Raw genomic sequence first — 329 nt, 5'->3', positions numbered from 1 at the left:
ACGACGCTCGTAGGTAAGCTTCTCCTTTACTTCTTCCTCCTGCTTCTGGGCAGTCTCGGGATCCATTTCAAAAGGAAGGCTCATCTGGTCCTTATCCCCTTCGAAGCGTTCCCTCTTTTGTCCGAAGGCTAAACGTTTGTAGTATTCAACCTGGAACTTTAATTGGGTATTTTCCTCTTCCACATTGCCCCTTCTTTTTGTCTCCTTCTGAAGGAATTTTTCCTGCTTGTGAAGGAGTGCTAAAAGTTGCTCTTTGGATAGATTCTCCAGGTCGTTTTCCATGAAGTAAATATACAGAAAAACACCGGCTATACCTATCGGTAAGCCTT

The 329-nt window shown here is 44.1% G+C and carries 1 protein-coding gene; it reads right to left on the bottom strand.

Annotated elements, in window-relative coordinates; all coding sequences use genetic code 11:
- Positions 1-282: IS66 family transposase (locus tag RM539_RS20010; protein WP_489752685.1), on the bottom strand; the 282-nt coding region annotated here is incomplete at its 3' end.
- Between the last annotated feature and the right edge of the window lie 47 nt (positions 283-329).

It is taken from the genome of Autumnicola musiva (assembly GCF_031846585.1).
In the GTDB taxonomy this organism is placed as follows: Bacteria; Bacteroidota; Bacteroidia; order Flavobacteriales; family Flavobacteriaceae; genus Autumnicola; species Autumnicola musiva.
The sequence above is the reverse complement of the archived record's forward strand: the minus strand, read 5'-3'. Positions and strand labels throughout refer to the sequence as shown.